The sequence below is a fragment of the Pseudomonas sp. JY-Q genome (assembly GCF_001655295.1).
GTDB lineage: Bacteria > Pseudomonadota > Gammaproteobacteria > Pseudomonadales > Pseudomonadaceae > Aquipseudomonas > Aquipseudomonas alloputida.
On the sequence record NZ_CP011525.1, the window covers coordinates 4,692,704 to 4,710,115 of the forward strand.

Here is a 17,412-nt window from a genome sequence, read left to right on the forward strand (position 1 = left end):
TCACAGCGGTGCCTGCTGCCTTGGCCAGTTCAGGCTGAAGCAGGCACCGCCCAACGCCTCGCTGCGGCCCACCGTAGCCCGGCCCGCGTGCCAGTAGATGATCCGCCGTACGATCGACAGGCCCAGGCCATGCCCGCCCGAGGCACGGGTGCGGCTGTCATCGAGGCGGGTGAAGGGCGTGAAAATGCGGTCCCAGAAGCCCTCGGGGATCCCTGGGCCGTCATCCTCCACATCGATGCGGCAACGTTGCTGGCCCAGCTGATAGCTCAGGCGCACTTCGCCCTCGGCATGGCGCATGGCATTGCCGACAAGGTTCTGCAGGGCCCGGTGCAAGTAGCGCGGCTCGGCCTCGACCCAGGCGCCTTCGGCATCCGCGCCCTGACAGTCGCCGCGCACCACCCGCACCTCGGCACGCAAAGGTGCCAGCTCTTCGATCACCCGATCGAGCAAGGCATCCAGATCGACCCGCTGGAACTTCAAGGCCGGTGCGCCCTGCTCCAGGCGGGCGTAGGTCAGCATCTCGTCGACCAGCTTGTCGAGGTCCTGGATATCCCCGTCCATGCCCGCCAGATGCTTTGCCCGCACCTGTTCAGTCGTGGCGCTTTCGATCATCTCCAGGCCAAAGCGCAGGCGCGCCACCGGCGTGCGAAGCTCGTGGGACACCGCGCGCACCAGCTCGCGCTGCATGGTCAGCGAGCGCTGCAGGTGCTCGGCCATGCCATTGAAGGCAGCCGCCAGGCGCCCTACCGAGTCGGCGTCGCCGGCCGGCACGCGGGTATCCAGGCTGCCTTGGGCGATGCGCGTGGCAGCAATCTCCAGGCCGGACACACGACGTTCCAGCTGACGCACCAGCAGGTAGACAACCAGGCCGATCAGGCACAGCCCCAGGAAGGCAATCAGAATCAGCAACTGCGGCGGGTAAGGGTTGAGCTGGTACAGCGGGCCGATTTCCAGTACCCATGGCGAGCCCGTCAGCCCGGCGAACACCCGGATCGAGTCACCATCCTTGCCCAGCGCCATCACCGTGTCGCCCTCCTCCACGCGGCGCCGCTGGTCATCGTCCAGGCTGACCCGCTCGATACGTTGCAAGGCAACGCCAAAGCCGAAGCCCTTTTCCTGCTTGATCTGTGCCAGGCGCTGCTGCTGTTCGGTTACCGGGTAGCGCACCAGTTCGTCGGCCAATAGATAGAGGGTGGCCCGCGCCAACTGCTCGCTGATCTGTTTGATCTGCGCGACCAGCATCAGGTCTTCCTGGCCCACCTTGCGTAGCACTTGCGCCGCATGCGGGCCAATCTTCTCGACCACCACCAGGCCACGGTACAGGCGCGCCCGCTGGCCACCGTCAAGGCTGCGTGCGCTCATCGGTTGCAGCGCCAACGGCACGCCAAGCAGGCGTTCCCAGATCAGCAGCGAACGCTTGCGTTGGGTTTCATTCTGCATTGCCAGGTTGTCGGCCATCAGGCTGAAGGTGCCCTGGGCCAGGCCCTCGCGATGCTGGGCAGCGCGCACTTCGTTGACCAGGTGCAGGCTGAGCACGCCAAGCAGGGCCACCAGCACCAGCACGGCCAGCATGCCGCCGTAGATGCGCAGGAAGATCGAATTGTTCATGGTGCCTCGCCAACGAACAGGTAGCCTTTGCTGCGCAGAGTCTTGATCAACCGCGGCTGAAGCGGGTCGTCGCCGATCTTGGGGCGGATTTTCGAGATGCGGATATCGATGGAGCGGTCCTGGCCGTCGTAGCCCACGCCACGCAGTGCGGTGAAGATCTGTTCACGGGTCAGCACCCGGCCAGCGTTGCTGGCCAACAGCCAGAGCAGATCGAATTCGGCGCCGGTCAGTTCGATCAACTGCTCGCCCAGGTGCGCCTCGCGCAGGCGGTTGTCGATACGCAGCGCACCGAAGGCCAGGTCCTGGCGCTTGCTGTCCACGGTTTCGCTGCGGCGCAGCAGGGCCTGGATACGCGCCAGCAGCAAGCGTGGGCGCACGGGTTTGCAGACGTAGTCGTCGGCACCCAGGTCCAGGCCCTGAACCTGGTCGAGTTCATCGCTGCGCGCGGTGAGCATGAGGATCGGCCCCTGGTACTGGCTGCGCACCCGACGGCAGATGCTCAGGCCGTCCTCGCCGGGGAGCATCAGGTCGAGGATCACCAGGTCGGGCTGGCTGTCGATGATGCGCCTCGCGGCGCGGGCGCCATCGGCCTCCACCGCGACCTCGAAACCATTGGCCTGCAGGTATTCGGCGGTGAGTTCGGCGAGGCGCTGGTCGTCTTCGACGATGAGGATGCGGGGTATGGGGTGGTCCATGGCTTTGGTCTTGTTGTTCTTGGGATCGTGTCAGGGCAGCTGAGAGTATGAATGTAGATGGGGGGCCCTGCGAGACCGAGCGCCCCGCGGACGGTGCTCGATCTCCCAGGCACCCCAGATCTTAAGACACGCCCTACCGCCCCCTCGACTGAACCGTTTTTTGTGACAGGCTTCGCGCCCCAAAAAAACTGCCCAAGGGCGTCACGGTGCAGAAAAATACTGCAAACCACTTGGCACAAGGCCTACAGCGAATACCCACCATTCACTCACAAAGTACACACAACTTATCCACAGGCGCTCGCCTTGCAAAGCCCCCAATACCGCATTATCTTGTATCCCGATCGCAGCGAACCACTAGATATAGGGGTTCGTGCAAAATCACACACAAAAGTCAACCCGCAAGATCAAGCGATTTTTCGGGTGGAACTTCAGGTGATTTCAGCAGCCAAACCGCTCCTGCGGAGGCGACCGAGGCAAGCCCTTCCAGGGCCTTGTTCGGGCATGGGTGTTGCAGGCCAGCCCTGGCATCCATCAGCAACAGATTTTGGGCCCCGCCCAAAACCTTTGACTTCGGCCAGGGAGCGGCAAGCCATTGCCCCTAATTCCTGAGTCTGTCCCGAAGTCGGTACGCCCGTGCGGGCGGATGCGCATGCTTTGTGCATCCCCGCAGGGCCATCGAGCAAGTGGACGGAACGGTGGGCGCCCATAGGGCGCCTGAACAATATAGAAATTGTGGAGACACCCACCCATGCAAACCGACACAACTCGCGAGAACCCGCAGGCCAAGGTGCCGCAGGCCGCCGATTCCAACCAGGATCTGGCTGCCACCGCCCCTGGCCAACTGCGCGTGATCAAGCGTAACGGCACTGTCGTCCCTTACACCGACGACAAGATCACCGTCGCCATCACCAAGGCGTTCCTCGCAGTTGAAGGCGGCACTGCCGCCGCTTCGTCGCGCATCCACGACACCGTCGCGCGCCTGACCGAGCAGGTTACCGCCACGTTCAAGCGTCGCATGCCATCGGGTGGCACCATCCACATCGAAGAAATCCAGGACCAGGTCGAACTGGCCCTGATGCGCGCCGGCGAGCAGAAAGTTGCCCGCGACTACGTGATCTACCGTGACCAGCGCGCCAAGGAGCGTGCCACCCGCGCCAACACCGACGCCGTGGTCGAGCCGCACCCGAGCATCCGCATCACCCTGGCTGACGGCAGCCTGGCGCCGCTCGACATGGCCCGCCTGAACACCATCATCAGCGAAGCCTGCGAAGGCCTGGCCGAAGTCGATGGCGACCTGATCCAGCGCGAAACCCTGAAGAACCTGTACGACGGCGTGGCCATCAAGGACGTCAACACCGCCCTGGTGATGACCGCCCGTACCCTGGTGGAGCGCGAGCCGAACTACTCGTTCGTTACCGCCCGCCTGCTGATGGACACCCTGCGCGCCGAAGGCCTGGGCTTCCTGAATGTAGCCGACAGCGCCACCCACCACGAAATGGCTGACCTGTACGCCAAGGCCCTGCCGGCCTACGTCGCCAAAGGTATCGAGTTCGAGCTGCTGAACCCGGCCCTGGCAGACTTCGACCTGGAAAAACTGGGCAAGGCGATCAACCACGAGCGCGACCAGCAGTTCACCTACCTGGGCCTGCAGACCCTGTACGACCGCTACTTCATCCACAAGGATGGCGTGCGCTTCGAGCTGCCGCAGGTGTTCTTCATGCGTGTGGCCATGGGCCTGGCGCTGGAAGAGAAAGACAAGGAAGCCCGTGCGATCGAGTTCTACAACCTGTTGTCGTCGTTCGACTACATGGCCTCGACCCCGACCCTGTTCAACGCCGGTACCCTGCGCCCGCAGCTGTCCAGCTGCTACCTGACCACCGTGCCGGACGACCTGTCGGGCATCTACCACGCGATCCACGACAACGCCATGCTGTCGAAATTCGCTGGCGGCCTGGGCAACGACTGGACCCCGGTCCGTGCACTGGGCTCGTACATCAAGGGCACCAACGGTAAATCCCAGGGCGTCGTCCCGTTCCTGAAAGTGGTCAACGACACCGCCGTTGCCGTGAACCAGGGTGGCAAGCGCAAAGGCGCTGTATGTGCCTACCTGGAAACCTGGCACCTGGACATCGAAGAATTCATCGAGCTGCGCAAGAACACCGGTGATGACCGCCGTCGTACCCACGACATGAACACCGCCAACTGGATTCCTGACCTGTTCATGAAGCGTGTCTTCGATGACGGCAAGTGGACCCTGTTCTCGCCTTCGGAAGTGCCAGACCTGCACGACCTGACCGGCAAGGCCTTCGAAGAGCGCTACGAGTACTACGAAGCCCTGACCGAGTACAACAAGATCAAGGTGTTCAAGACCATCCAGGCCAAAGACCTGTGGCGCAAGATGCTGTCGATGCTGTTCGAGACCGGCCACCCATGGCTGACCTTCAAGGACCCGTGCAACCTGCGTTCGCCGCAGCAGCACGTGGGCGTGGTCCACAGCTCGAACCTGTGCACCGAGATCACCCTGAACACCAACAAGGACGAGATCGCGGTCTGCAACCTGGGCTCGATCAACCTGCCGAACCACATCGTCGATGGCAAGCTGGACACCACCAAGCTGCAACGCACCGTGAACACCGCTGTGCGCATGCTCGACAACGTGATCGACATCAACTACTACTCGGTGCCGCAAGCGCGTAACTCGAACTTCAAGCACCGTCCGGTCGGCCTGGGCATCATGGGCTTCCAGGATGCGCTGTACCTGCAGCACATTCCTTACGGCTCCGATGCTGCCGTCGAGTTCGCCGACAAGTCGATGGAAGCGGTCAGCTACTACGCCATCCAGGCTTCGTGCGACCTGGCCGATGAACGCGGCGCCTACGAGACCTTCCAGGGTTCGCTGTGGTCCAAGGGCATCCTGCCGCTGGATTCGCAACAGATCCTGATCGAGGCCCGTGGCCAGAAGTACATCGACGTCAACCTGGAAGAAACCCTGGACTGGGCGCCGGTACGTGCCCGCGTGCAGAAAGGTATTCGTAACTCGAACATCATGGCCATCGCGCCAACCGCGACCATCGCCAACATCACTGGCGTGTCGCAGTCGATCGAGCCTACCTACCAGAACCTGTACGTGAAATCGAACCTGTCGGGCGAATTCACCGTGATCAACCCGTACCTGGTTCGCGACCTCAAGGCCCGCGACCTGTGGGACTCGGTCATGATCAACGACCTGAAGTACTACGACGGTTCGGTACAGCAGATCGAGCGTATCCCGCAAGAGCTGAAAGACCTGTACGCCACTGCGTTCGAAGTCGAGACCAAGTGGATTGTCGACGCTGCTTCCCGTCGCCAGAAGTGGATCGACCAGGCGCAGTCGCTGAACCTGTACATCGCGGGTGCATCGGGCAAGAAGCTGGACGTGACCTACCGCATGGCCTGGTACCGTGGCCTGAAAACCACCTACTACCTCCGTGCCCTGGCCGCCACCAGCACCGAGAAGTCGACCATCAACACCGGCAAGCTCAACGCCGTTTCCAGCGGTGGCGACAGCGCCCCGGTCCAGGCAGCCGGCCCAGCGCCAGTGCCGAAGGCCTGCGCGATCGACGAGCCTGACTGCGAAGCCTGCCAGTAAGGCCTGAATGCCGTGCGGGGTGCCTACGGGTGCCCCGCGCGGCATTTTTGTATCCGCGCCTCAGAGAAACCTTGCCCTTTGCCCACTGTTCACGCAGCTCGGTAAAAGAACAGGACCTCTCAAAAAAGGATGTACGCCCATGGCGCGGAAAAAACTGGCATCTCGCAAGATTGGTCGCAACGCAGAAACCGGCCGTTTCACCTCAGTGGAACAGGCACGCAAGCACCCCAAGACACACATTGTCGAAACGCTGTATACCCACCGTAGCTAGTGGTAGCTGGCCTCATCGCCGGCCAGCCCGCGGCGAGGCCGGCTTTGCAACACAGCCCTCAAGAAACACCATATGATGTGCCTTGAAATTTAAACTGGCACAACATATAGGTTGGCGCTACACTCTCCCCCCGTAGAAGAAGCCACCTTTTTCGTGAACGGACGCAAGCCAAACCGGTCGAAAAAGTTACCCTCGCCGGCGACACACGCGCCCCGATCGAAGGTGAATTCCGGTATACTCTGCGCCCTCTGAAAAGAGCACCTATTCAATTGTCCTGGCCCCTCCCAGAGGCCTGGCCAGGTACAAGCCAGAACACATTCAGATGTAAACGAGAGTCAGCCTCTCGAGCTGTCCATTCGCCGTTACGGCCTTGCGTCAGGCATCACATTCTTAAAATCCAACCGGTTGCCCCAGGGCGACCCTCAAGCAGGAGCCAAACCATGCTGAGCTGGGACGAATTCGACAAAGAAGACGGCGAAGTAGCCGCCAAAGGCAACACCCCTGCGCAGGCCGCTGCCGCCGCCACCCTCGACAAGCTCGACAGCGCCGGTGGTGCCGCCGCCCTGGAGGCCCGTGCGGCCACCGCTTCTGACTCCGAAGCCGTCAAACGTGCCAAGGCTGCCCTCGACGCCCTCGACGTTGCCGAAGGCCTGGCCGAGCTGGAAGGCTCCTCGGCCCGCGTTGCAGTAGATGAAAAGCGCATGATCAACTGCCGCGCCGACCTCAACCAGCTGGTACCGTTCAAGTACGACTGGGCCTGGCAGAAGTACCTGGACGGCTGCGCTAACCACTGGATGCCGCAAGAGGTCAACATGACCGCCGACATCGCCCTGTGGAAGAGCCAGGACGGCCTGACCGAAGACGAGCGCCGCATCGTCATGCGCAACCTCGGCTTCTTCTCCACCGCCGACTCGCTGGTTGCCAACAACCTGGCCCTGGCCGTGTACCGCCTGATCACCAACCCGGAGTGCCGCCAGTACATCCTGCGCCAGGCCTTCGAAGAAGCGATCCACACCCACGCCTACCAGTACTGCATCGAGTCGCTGGGCATGGATGAAGGCGAGATCTTCAACATGTACCACGAGATCCCGTCGGTCGCTAAAAAAGCCGCCTGGGGCCTGAAGTACACCCGCGCCATCTCCGACCCGGAATTCAACACCGGCACCGTCGAAACCGACAAAGAGCTGCTGCGCAACCTGATCGCCTACTACTGCGTCCTGGAAGGCATCTTCTTCTACTGCGGCTTCACCCAGATCCTGTCCATGGGCCGCCGCAACAAGATGACCGGCGTGGCCGAGCAGTTCCAGTACATCCTGCGTGACGAGTCGATGCACCTGAACTTCGGTATCGACGTGATCAACCAGATCAAGATCGAGAACCCGCACCTGTGGGATGCGGCGATGAAGGAAGAAGCGACCCAGATGATCCTGCAAGGGACCCAGCTGGAGATCGAATACGCCCGAGACACCATGCCACGCGGTGTACTGGGCATGAACGCGGCGATGATGGAGGACTACCTCAAGTTTATCGCCAACCGTCGCCTGACCCAGATCGGCCTGAAGGAAGAGTATCCAGGGACTACCAACCCGTTCCCATGGATGAGCGAGATCATGGACTTGAAGAAAGAGAAGAACTTCTTTGAGACGCGTGTGATTGAGTATCAGACTGGTGGGGCGTTGAGCTGGGACTGATCGTCCGGGCCTTATTTTTCAGCGAGAACCGAACAAATTTCAGATTTTCCGAATTCTCGCACCAAATAAGCGCATGAAATGAAAAAAGCCACCTGAGCCGCAAGGGCCAAGGTGGCTTTTTCATATAACGCTTCAGCTTTCCGTAATAGGTACTGTCGCAGCCCGAAAAACGGCTAACCCCCTACCCGCTTCAGCGCTCTGATTTCATCGCGGATTTTTGCCAGAAGCGCGTCGACATCGCCCTCCTGACCCACCTGCATCAAGACAATCAGGGTCGCAGGATTCACTCCTAGTCGCTCGGCAAATTCTTCCATTTTTTCGATCGTTGGGCTGCGAATGCCACGCTCAACTGTGGAAATGAAAGATTGACTCGCCCCCAGCTGCTCTTGTGCGATCTCCTTTTGTACCCGCACCTCCTTAAGCGCGGAGCCAAAAGCCAACTTGCGTTCCATCTGGTTACCCACAAAAGGAACGATAAAGCCCTGACGCGGACTCAAACGCTATGCTGCATACAGCATATATGAGAAAATTCGTTGTACTCCCAATTAATCAGTACGACCCCACTCCGTCTCCGTTTTGATCGAGGTTTCAAGCCGTGTTTGTTTCAGATCCCCAGGAAGAGGTCATCACTCTCATAGGCAAGGTCGACCCCAGCCACAAGAGTTGGCCTAGAGTTGATACCAGCGAAACATTCTTCCAGGTTCACACGAAGCAGCAAGGGGACCCCAAGCTCACCTTCGGCGTAATATTGCTGGCGACACCGCGCGCATTTCTAGATTTTCTGGAATGCTGTCAACGGGATGAGCAAATACGAATTGTACAAATTATTATATCCACCCCCCCTCACGCTAACCGGTCCAGGAGCTGGCGCACAGAGGCACTCATTAAACTTGAGATGGGCTTCGATGACAATGAAGTGCCAAACTCGATCATCTACCACACGATTGACGAAACCTACTATGAGGATCGTGTGTACGGAAAGCGTAAAGACCAAGGTCAGCCAGTTTTAAAGACAGTATACAAAGCGCGCTCAAGACGCTCGCCCGCAGGAAAAGCGAACAAACAGTAGTCATCTAGTCAGCGAAAGCCGGTGCCCACTGCTGTAACCTACAGCGCTTGAAATCACCTACAGAGCTCACGTTCTTTTACGCTCGAGTACGGGCCACGCCCTTCCACTTGGCTGTTGAGTTTTTTCAAAATAATAAACTCCTCAACAGCATTATGCAGATCAACCAGGCAGTACGAGTGCGACATATTAAGTCGCACTCCCTCCCATCAAGCCTGTTAAAAGTTACGATGTGAAAACACTATGTTTTGCATCAAAACAACAACCAGATGAAACGATTCATCAAAACTTATCTTCTTTGACTTCCAAATGAATCCGTGATCAAATCTGGTCTAGATAGAATATCCACACCACCTCTTTAGTGAGTTGCAGTGATGGTTAAAAATCCAGCAAATCGATGTCAAAAAAACGCCGCCAATTTGGCAACAAACCAACCGCACAAGCTCTAGTCTTGGACATCTTTAGCCACGCACTTTTTATGAGCACCTTAGGGATCTCATCCTACGGTCGCGCACATTATTTATAAGCTCGTAATTTACACCCTGCAACGTTACAACCTTCATTGCCGGCACATCTAACGATTTTGGTTCTGGCATCGCCGGAGCAGCAGCAAGCATATGCGTTATACGCGCGTAAGAATGGAGCTATAGAAATCATTCCGACACATTATGACCTTGGGCAACACTTCTGACGAGACTCGACCATGATTAAGCAAGACGAATTGACTAGGCGACGCAGCTGGGAGCACCTGTTGCTGCGCGCTGCAAGCAGCATCTCTTTGACTGCGAGCCAATATGAGTTGATTGAGGACCGATATTCGCAGCTGGAGAAAATCCTCTCGGCCTCTACAGATCCATTGCTCGCTGGGGCGCATATTTTCCCACAGGGCTCCATGCGTCTCAGGACTACGATCAATCCGGTCAAAGATGCCCCCAAAGATCTCGGCACGATCGATGCTGACGCGATCGTCTGGCTCCCCAATGCCGGTAATGCAGATGCAGATACGGTTCTAGCTGCAATCGAACAACGATTCCGCGAAGGCAGCCGAGTGCAGTCGGATATAGTTAAGTTGCGCCGGGGCATCCGCATCGAGTATGCGGACGAAAACCCAGGATTCCACATCGATGTCACCCCCGCGCGCGCGGTGCAAGGCAATGGGGAAAGCGACGGACAAGGGAAGCTTGAGGTACCTGACCGAGAAACTGGCTGGAAGGCGAGTAGCCCAATCCCATACGCGGATTGGCTACATAGCGCATCAGAACAAAAAATCTCGCTCGAGCTCTACAAGAGCCTTGCAATAAATGAAAGTCGCGGCGCGGTGATGGACTCGGCTACGCAAGAGCCCCTCCCCTCATACCAAGACTACGACAAGCTTGATCCTTTGCGAGCCACTATCAAATTGCTCAAGCGACACCGCGATGAATGGGCAATCGAAACGCGAAATGAGAATTACCGGCCAATTTCGGCTGTGATCACCACCTTGGCAACTCATGCCTACCTCAAGGTGGTAAAGGAGTCACATCACACTCCACTGACCCCGATCGATGCGATCCTCAAGATCGTGGAAAAAATACCGGAGGAGATCAGAGTTTTCGCAGGACAGTACTATGTGCTGAATCCACGTGACGCCGGTGAAAATTTCGCGGAAAAATGGAATAGACCTGAAGAAGGTCACAAGTATTGCCAAGCTTTTGACAACTGGCATGCGAGTGCATTGGTTGCTTTTACACTAGGTCTGCAGCCCCACGACAGCGCTGGTTCGTTTGCCCAAGTGATGAAGCGAAGCTTCGGGATCGGGGAGAGCCTAATCACGGAGAGCAACAACGAGATACCTGGCAATTGGACGATGGCCGGCCGAAAAGCTGGCACCACCAGAAACATCTTGGCTGCGACTGCAATCTTTGGCAGCTCAAGCCACGCCACTCCACAAACGAATGTGAAGCCAGTTGAACGCCTCGGTTAAGCCCAACCTGTCCCCTGCCGTGGAGCGTGGCATCGCCGCGCTTCGCGCATTTGTAGGCGAAGAAGTTGCGACTTCGCTCCTTCGATCAACAGACCAAAAACGAGGTGAAGCCGCCAGCTTTCTGCTGCCGCTCCCACCCGACTACACCGGAGTAGAGAGGCAGCTGCGCATCGCGTTTCCGAACCACTTTCCCTTGACCTCGCTAAGGGTTCAAGTCGAGCCATCCCCCTGGCTCGCATGGCCGCATGCCACGAAGTCTGGACTCTGCCTGCACGGATTCCGCGAACGACCAATTACGGGAGATCCGGAAACAGTAGTGCAGGACTGCCTCGTACGACTAGGGGCAATTCTTGAATTTGTTCGAATGGACGCGGATCCCTCACTACGGGAGGGCGAATTCCAGAACGAAATTACCTCATATTGGAACATGCAGCTTGGTCGCTCTCCTCAAGATATCTTGTTGCTGGAGCGTCCCAAGGCGGCTTCACAACTGTTTGCAACTGGCGACCCGCGCCCTGCCCGACGCACCCGCACTGCGTGGCTTGCGCCAAGCGTAGAATCACTCAGGACGCATATCAACCGTACGCTTGGACTAAGCGCAAAAATCTCATCACCGGCTGTCGCTGGCTTCTATCTGAAATTGCTGAGCTACCCCGATATCCAAATCCCTGCACCAGATCGTTTATTCGAATGGTTGACACCGCACCTTTGCCAGGAGGACGAGAAGAAATTTCTTGCCTGGTTTTCCGGAAAAGGCTCACTGGCCAATCGGTGGCTTGTACTCGAACTACCCGGCCCTACTGGAGCACCACTATTCTGCCTAGATGTCCGCTCCTACAGCAAACAAGCAGACCATGGTCGCTGGTATGGCTTTCGTTCCGCTCGGCGATGGTCAGGTAAGAACCAGCCATCCCACTCACCGGTATTAGTAAGGAGCGCCACCCTCAATGTGTTAGATCGGAGCGAGATCCTCTCACGCGATCTCAGTGATACTGCGAAGAGCCTGGAAAAGTCCAGGGTCGTGATGGTCGGCGTTGGCTCGCTGGGAAGTACTGTTGCGTTACAACTCGCCCGCTCGGGGGTTGGAGAGCTCATCCTCATTGACCCTGACATCCTAGAGTCTGCAAATCTAGGGCGCCACGTATTGGGTACCGACGATCTCGCTCAGTCAAAAGCAGCTGCTCTCGCCAAGAAAATTACGCATGATCTACCTACCGTCAAGGTTACGGCCTTCATGGATTTCGCCGAGCTCATGCTGCTCGAGATACCGGAAACTTTCAAAAATGCAGACATGGTGATTGTCACCACTGCAGATTGGTCATCGGAAGCAGCCCTCTGGTTGCGCAAAGCGCTAGGTGCAGGCTGGAATCTCCTGCAAGCGTGGAGTGAACCGCACTCGTTTGTAGGGCATGCGCTCTTAGCACCCAAAGGGGGGCATGATGGACGCCCTTTGTTCGATGACACTGGGAATTTCGACTTCAAATACAGCGAATGGCCGAACGGTGGCGGAGTAGTTCCACTGCCGGCGTGTGGCCAGACATTCATCCCTGGAGGCGCCTCAGGGATGGCGAACGTGGCGTCCATGGTTACGCAACTAGCATTGAGGGGGCTGACTGGGCAGATAGACATACCTGTGTGGAGCACAAGTATCTATCGGCCTCAGGACATTGCTAAACATGACGGCATTTACAGCGGGCCAGCTTTAGCAGATGGCGTCCAACACATCGTGCTGGAGCGCGAGTGGCCGAATGTAGGGAGTGGTAAGCAGTGAGTGCCATCGCGTGGACATGGCAATGGGCTGGCATCGATGTTCGCTTGTCTGTTTCGCAAGCTGTTGCCGATGTGCTGGATCAGTACAGGCAACGGACGTGGAAAACTGAACGCGGTGGTCAACTGTTTGTCGACCTCGCCAACCCCGATGGTTTGATCATGAGCCTCGCCACACCACCACATGCAAGAGACCGCGCTGGATGGACTTGGCTGGAACTCGACGCTGACCGCTGTCGGAAGGAAATCGAATCGGCCAACGCACGAGGGCTCAGGCTAGTGGGGTATTGGCATACTCACCCACAAACCGTACCGGCTATTTCACCCACAGACATAGCAAGCTTCTCTCGTTTCGCAGCACGCTATAGGCAGGAACTCCCCCACCCGATCGCCGTGATCGTAGGCCTATCCCCAAACCCCGACGGCATTAAGGCGTGGTTGTTCCGCGATGGTAAGTGCGTGGAGGCCGCCTTCGCCAACTGATCAGACCAGCGCAGCCCTGCGCTGCAGCATCAATTGGAAAAGCTCTGCCTGGTAGCGTGCATCGTCCAGCGCGTTATGTGTGGCAGATGACTGCGGCAGTAAACTTTCACTCATGTGTGATGACTTGGTTTGCTTCCAATCGAGATTGAAAGCCCCCATGTAATACGCCTTTATATCGAGAGCCGCAAACCCGAAGGGGTTTTCACCCATATACTTATGAAAGTAATAGTTCACGAACGACCAATCAAAAGGTGCATTCAGACCGACAAATACGATTCTTTGGCCGGGCGAGCTGACATTTTCCAGCCACTCCGCAAGGCTCTGCATCGCTTGTAAGGGGACAACCCCTGTAACTGCCAGTTCCTGCAGATCGAATCCCGTTACAGCTACCGCTTCAGGATCATGTTTGGGGCTGTCTGGCTTTAGCTCCAGGTAGATAGCTTGTTTGGGCTGCCCGACAACACATGCCCCAAGTGAGAGCATGCTGTACTCTCCAGGGATCGGCCCTGAAGCTTCGATGTCTACAGAAATATAAAGTTCTTCATTGCTCATTCCTTACCTCCTGGATAAACAACTAACAATCTGCTTTGTCGAATCCACTAGCCTATCAGGAGCACCCGACCACGCCGGAATATGTAAAGTACTTAAGAACCAAACAGCTCGTCCACCCGATCAGGAATTTTCGGCGTTGTGGAGAGGACCAAACAGCGACTTGTTCCGGCGAACTCTTCAATCAGATAGAGGGAGTCCCCGACGTCAACGCCAAGCTCTTGCAAGGCTTGGTCGGGTATGCGGATTGCTCCGTCTCCGTCCCAATCCTCAATGGTTATTCTGAATCTGGTATTCATCGTCGCTCCAAGCTCCGCCACGCCTAAAATCCTACAACACCCTTCCAGCTCAACCCCTGACTCTGTCAGTGCAGCGCTCATTGGCATACCTTGAGGGGTACAGAGGCCGCCCATCTGGCCCATTTCTATGGGAAACAGAATCAGTGAGGCCCATCGCGTCGACCTGGGACAGCAACTGCATAGCTTAGCACACCGAACTGAGCCGGCGTGTCCGTTCGGCCACCATCAGCCAGCGCGACGGTCGTCGGGCACGAGTGATTCTGTTGGCGGCCCAAGGTTGCACGCGGGTAGAAATTGCCCGGCTGACCGGGTTCTCGCTTCCTGTCGTCACGTGTTGGTGTCGACGTTTTCAGGATCAGCGGCTAGACGGTTTGATCGATAAGCCAGGTCGCGGTCGTAAACCCTTCCTGCCCCTTGACACTGTACAACGCGTGCTTGAGCAAGTCACACAACCCCGGATCCGTGAACGTCGCTGGAGCCGCCGAAGCATGGCCCGGGCGGCTGGAATTTCAGCCACCAGTGTGGACAAGATCTGGGCTGCCAACGATTTGGAGCCGCACCTAACCCGCACCTTCAAACGGCCCAATGACCCGCATTTCGAAGAGAAGTTTTGGGACGTCATCGGCCTCTACCTGGATCCGCCGGACAAAGCGCTGGTGCTCTGTTGCGATGAAAATAGCCAAGTTCAAGCACTTGAGCGGACCCAACCGGGGTTTGCCCTGACGATCGGTCACATCCGTACGTAGTCACACAATTATGCGCGCCACGGCACCGTCACCTTGTTCACGGCTCTGGACTATCTTCAAGGACGCTTGATCAGTTGCATCGAGCGAGAACACCGGCATTTCCAACGGGAGGATTGCTCTGCAGCATTGAGTCATCGCACATGCAACCAGTAAAAAGAAATATAAATTTAACTCGCCCCGAGAGCACGCGCAAACCTCTTTCCAACCCAGGTTTTGCAATTTCCTCAAGAAGGCACCTTAAAATTCAGAATCCCGGCGATGGCTGGCCCCGTGGCGCAAAATGTATAAGCATATGGCGGCTCATGTCTAACACCTGAAGCACAAGCTAGAGTAGCTTAATAAAAAACAAAAAGGAGCACATGTATGACCACTCAAACAACACCTACCCCGCATCCATCTCATTTCAACAAGTTCAGAACGCGTAAAATTCTATTACTAGCTCTATTTCCATTCTTATCCACGCAATTGTTTGCAATGGAGCCCAAAGCAGCGTTTCATTTGAATGCTGAATTTGAGAAGCAGTACAGCTTTTCAATTGCAGTCAAAGCTGGGGATTTTCTACGCATTGGAGGCGTCACCTCCGTTGACAAGGACGGAAAAGAGGTCTATGCCGGCGATGCTACAAAGCAGATGCAGCTAATTTACGAGCGAATGGCAGCTATCCTAAAAGCCCATGGCGCGGACTTTAGCAATGTTGTAAGCGAAACTATTTACTATAAAACAGACAATGACATTTACTTTAAGGCCCTAGAGACCAGAGCAGCCGTTTATAAAGGATTGGTAGCGCCAAGTGCGTCCGGCGTGAGAGTAGTTGACTTTGCCAGCGATAGTGCGCTCATTGAAATAACGGCAGTGGCGTACCTGGGGAAGTGACCGCTTAATTCGGCCTGACACTAATAACCAGGAACACTCATTATCCTCATCAAAAAATAATACATAAGGACGCGACTAAATCCAGCAATAGTCGCCAGCGCAATATCGCCTAGCAAGTAAAACAAGCCAAAAAAATTAAGATAGGATAACAGCTCCAAAAGTATAATGATTTTATACCCAACTGGAAGCTAACATGCTATGAAATCCGATCATGCTGGCTGCACCATGCAAATTATCCAACCAGAATAACAACCAACTCTTTATTTAAATAAATATAACCAGCAAGCGAATTTTACGCTACACCCAACTAAACTCTCCTCTCGAGATCAGCTAATGAATAACAAAATCTACCATAAAGGTTTAGCTGCAGGGGCCGTACTAGTACTAATGCCTACAGGCATTTGTTATGCAAACTCCCAATCGGAGTCTGCTGGATTTTTAGAAGACAGTCATCTCAACCTCCTTTCCCGCAATCACTATTGGCATCAGACTGGCGATTTGGGTACACAGCGTGATTGGACACAGGGTGAAATGCTTGATTTCAACTCTGGATTTACCCAGGGTGTGGTGGGCTTCGGCATCGATGCTTTCGCCTATGGAGCCATAAAGCTCGACGGAAGCGGCAAACGGACAGGCTCTGTGACGCTCCCTGTTCGCGACAACGGTCAGCCGGCGGATAGCTATAGTAAAGCGGGGGGCAGCATCAAGGTTCAACTGTCCAATACCACACTAAGATACGGTGACTTACAACCAAAAGTTCCTGTGTTCGCTACCGGCAGCTCTAAGTTACTGAACCAGACCGCAACTGGCTGGATGCTCGATAGCGGAGAGCTAAAGGATATCGTCCTATCCGCTGGACTTTTCACCTCAGGTACAAGTTACCTTTCTACCAATCGAAGCGGCGATCTCGGACTGGCTTTCGCAAGGGTCAGCACCCCACAGGTGGGATATATTGGTGGTACGTACGCGCTCAGTGATCAGACATCTATATCGTTTTATGGCTCTCGGTATGAGAACCTCATGGATCAGTATTATACCAATATCAACCAAGCTATCGCATTATCCGAATCACAATCATTAACGCTTGACTTTAACTTATACCGCAGCCTCAACTCGGGAGAAGCAAAGGCAGGTGATATTAATGTCACAGCAGCGTCAATTTCAGCAGCACTTGCAACGGGTCCTCACACATTCGCACTGGCGTTTCAGCGCAATGATGGTGACCAGCCCCACGATTACGCAGCGATAGGAAGCGTCAGTCCCGGAGTGGCAGCAGGTGTTTTTAGCGACGGTCTATACCTAGCAAACGCCGCTGAATTATCAGACTTTAATGCACCAAATGAGCAGTCAGTTCAGCTTCGCTATGAGCTGGACATGCAATCGTTTGGAGTACCGGGTTTGACTTTGACAGCCAAGCATATTCGTGGGACGGACATCGACGGCAGTAAAGTTAACGCAGACTCAGCTTATTTTGGACTTTATGGGAAGTCTGAAGAAGAGCGGGAGACCGATTTGATTGCTCAGTATATCATCCCGAGCGGTCCGGCTAAGGCATTGACGACTAAATTAATACAATCTTGGCACTCAGGCGACATCAGTACAGGCGGTAGGATCACTCGAACTCGACTGATTATCTCCTACCCATTTGAATTTTTTTGAATTTAAAGTATCTCAAGGTAGAGCCTTATAGTTTATATGGTATCAAAAATGAGACACTGGCAGTTCGTAAGGAATGGCGGTTCGCCTCGAGCCGTCAGCTTACGGGGAGAATAC

General features: G+C 56.1%; 12 protein-coding genes and 1 pseudogene. 8 read left to right on the top strand and 5 right to left on the bottom strand.

Annotation, left to right across the window (positions count from 1 at the left end):
• A complete protein-coding gene (locus AA098_RS21220) occupies positions 1-1,608 on the bottom strand; it encodes an ATP-binding protein (protein ID WP_003254818.1) in 1,608 nt (535 codons plus the stop codon).
• Entirely contained in the window at positions 1,605-2,303 is a 699-nt protein-coding gene (locus AA098_RS21225; RefSeq protein WP_004576832.1) for a response regulator transcription factor, read from the bottom strand. The genes AA098_RS21220 and AA098_RS21225 overlap by 4 nt, the downstream gene beginning before the upstream one ends.
• Positions 2,304-3,051: 748 nt before the next feature.
• Here AA098_RS21225 and AA098_RS21230 point away from each other — a divergent pair.
• On the top strand, positions 3,052-5,931 hold the full coding sequence (locus AA098_RS21230) for a ribonucleoside-diphosphate reductase subunit alpha (protein WP_003254820.1): 2,880 nt from the start codon (positions 3,052-3,054) through the stop codon (positions 5,929-5,931).
• 711 nt (positions 5,932-6,642) lie between these two features.
• Positions 6,643-7,893 carry a ribonucleotide-diphosphate reductase subunit beta gene (locus tag AA098_RS21235; protein WP_003254823.1) on the top strand — a complete coding sequence of 417 codons (1,251 nt, stop codon included), beginning with the start codon at positions 6,643-6,645 and terminating at the stop codon, positions 7,891-7,893.
• A 173-nt stretch (positions 7,894-8,066) separates the two neighbouring features.
• Here the strand turns inward: AA098_RS21235 and AA098_RS21240 are convergent, their stop codons facing one another.
• Positions 8,067-8,345, bottom strand: coding sequence for a helix-turn-helix domain-containing protein (locus AA098_RS21240; RefSeq protein WP_024087599.1), 279 nt, complete (start codon positions 8,343-8,345; stop codon positions 8,067-8,069).
• Positions 8,346-9,662: 1,317 nt separating this feature from the next.
• On the opposite strand from AA098_RS21240, the gene AA098_RS21250 reads away from it, so the two are divergent.
• From AA098_RS21250 to AA098_RS21260, 3 genes are read left to right on the top strand one after another with little or no spacing between them, the layout of a single operon-like run.
• Complete coding sequence (locus tag AA098_RS21250) at positions 9,663-10,922, top strand: nucleotidyltransferase (RefSeq protein ID WP_024087601.1); 1,260 nt, start codon at positions 9,663-9,665, stop codon at positions 10,920-10,922.
• On the top strand, positions 10,906-12,693 hold the full coding sequence (locus AA098_RS21255; RefSeq protein WP_064614976.1) for a ThiF family adenylyltransferase: 1,788 nt from the start codon (positions 10,906-10,908) through the stop codon (positions 12,691-12,693). The genes AA098_RS21250 and AA098_RS21255 overlap by 17 nt, the downstream gene beginning before the upstream one ends.
• Positions 12,690-13,172, top strand: coding sequence for a Mov34/MPN/PAD-1 family protein (locus tag AA098_RS21260; RefSeq protein WP_024087603.1), 483 nt, complete (start codon positions 12,690-12,692; stop codon positions 13,170-13,172). The genes AA098_RS21255 and AA098_RS21260 overlap by 4 nt, the downstream gene beginning before the upstream one ends.
• Here the strand turns inward: AA098_RS21260 and AA098_RS21265 are convergent, their stop codons facing one another.
• Together AA098_RS21265 and AA098_RS21270 are read right to left on the bottom strand one after the other, a co-directional pair.
• Complete coding sequence (locus tag AA098_RS21265; protein ID WP_024087604.1) at positions 13,173-13,724, bottom strand: 3'-5' exonuclease; 552 nt, start codon at positions 13,722-13,724, stop codon at positions 13,173-13,175.
• 92 nt (positions 13,725-13,816) lie between these two features.
• Complete coding sequence (locus AA098_RS21270) at positions 13,817-14,020, bottom strand: AbrB/MazE/SpoVT family DNA-binding domain-containing protein (RefSeq protein ID WP_024087605.1); 204 nt, start codon at positions 14,018-14,020, stop codon at positions 13,817-13,819.
• Positions 14,021-14,217: 197 nt separating this feature from the next.
• On the opposite strand from AA098_RS21270, the pseudogene AA098_RS21275 reads away from it, so the two are divergent.
• The 3 genes and pseudogenes from AA098_RS21275 to AA098_RS21285 all read left to right on the top strand — a co-directional run.
• Positions 14,218-14,865, top strand: a pseudogene (locus AA098_RS21275) (IS630 family transposase); the annotation flags it as partial.
• 264 nt (positions 14,866-15,129) lie between these two features.
• The gene (locus tag AA098_RS21280) at positions 15,130-15,639 is read left to right on the top strand and encodes a RidA family protein (protein WP_082916916.1); all 510 of its coding nucleotides are present in this window, start codon (positions 15,130-15,132) and stop codon (positions 15,637-15,639) included.
• Between the two features lie 333 nt (positions 15,640-15,972).
• Entirely contained in the window at positions 15,973-17,298 is a 1,326-nt protein-coding gene (locus AA098_RS21285) for an OprD family outer membrane porin (RefSeq protein WP_064614977.1), read from the top strand.
• Positions 17,299-17,412 lie beyond the last annotated feature (114 nt).

Coding starts and splice junctions, on each gene's coding strand:
- AA098_RS21235 (WP_003254823.1), top strand. CDS start 6,643: ATGCTGAGCTGGGACGAATTCGACAAAGAAGACGGCGAAGTAGCCGCC.
- AA098_RS21250 (WP_024087601.1), top strand. CDS start 9,663: ATGATTAAGCAAGACGAATTGACTAGGCGACGCAGCTGGGAGCACCTG.
- AA098_RS21225 (WP_004576832.1), bottom strand. CDS start 2,303: ATGGACCACCCCATACCCCGCATCCTCATCGTCGAAGACGACCAGCGC.
- AA098_RS21270 (WP_024087605.1), bottom strand. CDS start 14,020: ATGAATACCAGATTCAGAATAACCATTGAGGATTGGGACGGAGACGGA.
- AA098_RS21240 (WP_024087599.1), bottom strand. CDS start 8,345: ATGGAACGCAAGTTGGCTTTTGGCTCCGCGCTTAAGGAGGTGCGGGTA.
- AA098_RS21220 (WP_003254818.1), bottom strand. CDS start 1,608: ATGAACAATTCGATCTTCCTGCGCATCTACGGCGGCATGCTGGCCGTG.
- AA098_RS21280 (WP_082916916.1), top strand. CDS start 15,130: ATGACCACTCAAACAACACCTACCCCGCATCCATCTCATTTCAACAAG.
- AA098_RS21265 (WP_024087604.1), bottom strand. CDS start 13,724: ATGAGCAATGAAGAACTTTATATTTCTGTAGACATCGAAGCTTCAGGG.
- AA098_RS21230 (WP_003254820.1), top strand. CDS start 3,052: ATGCAAACCGACACAACTCGCGAGAACCCGCAGGCCAAGGTGCCGCAG.
- AA098_RS21285 (WP_064614977.1), top strand. CDS start 15,973: ATGAATAACAAAATCTACCATAAAGGTTTAGCTGCAGGGGCCGTACTA.